Consider the following 1,956-nt stretch of genomic DNA (forward strand, 5'->3'; position numbering starts at 1 on the left):
CGGCAGCCCTCCGCAGAGGGCCGCCGCCGATCGTCGTCCTCGGGGACTTACTCGAGGTTGTCGGGGGTGTACTGGACCCCGTTGGCATTCTGGATGGTGCGAATGACCTTCCAGTTGTCCTGGTAATTGATGGGGACGAACTTCTCGACTCCCTCGAACTCCTCGCCAAGCTCGGTGCCGGCAAACTCGAAGCTGAAGAAGGCTTCCTCGATCTTCTCGACCAGGTCGGGATGCAGGTTGTAGGCGTAGTTGTAGGAGGTCGTCGGGAAGCTGTCGGACTCGTAGATGATCTTGACGTCTGCCGGATCATAGAGGCCGCGGGCCGCCATGCGTTCGACCACTTCCGAGGCGACCGGGGCGGCATCATAATCCTGCGCCACCACACCCAGCATCGACTGGTCGTGGCTGCCGGAATAGACCACCTCGTAGTCCTCGTCGGGCACGATGCCCATCTCAGGGAAGAGCGCCCGCGGCGCCTGGTTACCCGAATTGGAGGTCGGCGAGGTATGCGCCACCCGCTTGCCCTTGAGGTCTTCCATCTCGTCGATGCCGGAATCCACATGGGTGTAGAGCTGCAGCGTATAACCGAAGCGGCCATCGTCGGAGCCCATCAGGGCGAAGGGCACGGCACCGGCCAGGTTGACCGCGAAGGGTGTCGGGCCGGTGGAAAAACCGGCGATGTGCAGGCGCCCGCTGCGCATGGCCTCGACCTGGGCCGAGTTGGACTGCACGGCGAAGAAGCGCACGTCGCGGCCGGTCACTTCCTGCAGGTGGTCGATGAACGGCTGCCAGATATCCGAGTAGATCGCCGGGTCCTCCACCGGGGTGTAGGCGAAGATCAGGGTATCGGGATTGAGCCACTCGGATTCGTCGGCCGGGCGGTCGGCGACCATGTCGCCGTTCTCGTCGCAATAGAGGTCGGCGAGAACGCCGCGCTCACAGTCCGACTGGGCCTGTGCCTGGGCGGCGATCAACATCGACAGCGGCAGGAGGGTGGCGGCCAGCACCGCCAGCGGATATTTTCTCGTCATCGTATAGGCTTTCATGGCGTGTCTCGATATCTCATGGTGAACGTGTTGTTGTATAGGGATCATGCCGGCTCCATCTCCGGCATACAATATCCACTCTCGACCACTTCAGACCAAATGACAAGCAGATGAAATGCCAAACCACCAACGCACCGGCACTGCGCCATCATCGCTACCTGCTGATGCGCCATGGCCATAGCCAGGCCAATGCCGCCGACCTGATCATCAGTCACCCGGATCTGGGCAGGGACGCCTATGGACTATCACCCACCGGCCAGGCCCAGCTGGACGCCTTGCTGGCGGACTGGGGATGGCCGATCCCGGACCGGATTCTTCATTCGGACTTTCTTCGCACCACCCAGACTGCCACGCGAATCGCCCGGCGTTTCGGCGTGGAAACCACGCCCGAGCCCTGCCTTCGCGAGCGCCATTTCGGCGACATGGACGGCGGGAGCGCCGAGGGATACGGCGAGGTCTGGGTCCGGGATGCCGAGAGTCCTGACCACCAGGCCTGGGGCGTCGAATCGGTCACCGCCGTGGCCGGACGCATGTGCTCGGTGATCGAGAGGCTGGAACACAGCCGGCCTGCCGAGACGATCCTGCTGGTCAGCCATGGTGATCCGTTGCAGATACTGCTCACCGCCCTGGAGGGCAAGCCATTGAACCGACACCGTGATCGCCCTCCCCTGGCGCCCGCCAGCATCACCCCGGTGGAACCCGACGCCTGAGATAGCGACACTCACCGAGCCGGCATGCCGGCCAGGCCATCACTCCGGGCCCCGATCCAGGGCTTCATGGCCCGCTTGTCAGGTTCCTGTCGCCCCTGCCCTGAGCGATGAAGTGCTCGAGTCGATCCAGTGGCATGGGCCTTGCCAGCAGGAACCCCTGGAAGAAATCGCAGCCGTACTGCCTCAGTTGCTGGTACTGC

The 1,956-nt window shown here is 63.5% G+C and carries 2 protein-coding genes; one reads left to right on the forward strand and one right to left on the reverse strand.

From position 1 onward, the window contains the following. Positions 1-47: 47 nt before the first annotated feature. The gene (phnD, locus tag ACESMD_RS09265; protein WP_372612486.1) at positions 48-1,046 is read right to left on the reverse strand and encodes a phosphate/phosphite/phosphonate ABC transporter substrate-binding protein; all 999 of its coding nucleotides are present in this window, start codon (positions 1,044-1,046) and stop codon (positions 48-50) included. Between the two features lie 110 nt (positions 1,047-1,156). Here phnD and ACESMD_RS09270 point away from each other — a divergent pair, with 110 nt between their 5' ends. Next, positions 1,157-1,756: a histidine phosphatase family protein gene (locus tag ACESMD_RS09270; RefSeq protein ID WP_372612488.1), complete on the forward strand. Its 600-nt coding sequence runs from the start codon at positions 1,157-1,159 to the stop codon at positions 1,754-1,756. The last annotated feature ends 200 nt before the right edge of the window (positions 1,757-1,956 follow it).

Origin of the sequence: Halomonas sp., from assembly GCF_041689495.1 — a bacterium.
Classification (GTDB): domain Bacteria; phylum Pseudomonadota; class Gammaproteobacteria; order Pseudomonadales; family Halomonadaceae; genus Halomonas.

Bases quoted from the DNA above. Each gene is read 5' to 3' on its own strand.
- phnD (WP_372612486.1), bottom strand. From the start codon at position 1,046: ATGAAAGCCTATACGATGACGAGAAAATATCCGCTGGCGGTGCTGGCC.
- ACESMD_RS09270 (WP_372612488.1), top strand. From the start codon at position 1,157: ATGAAATGCCAAACCACCAACGCACCGGCACTGCGCCATCATCGCTAC.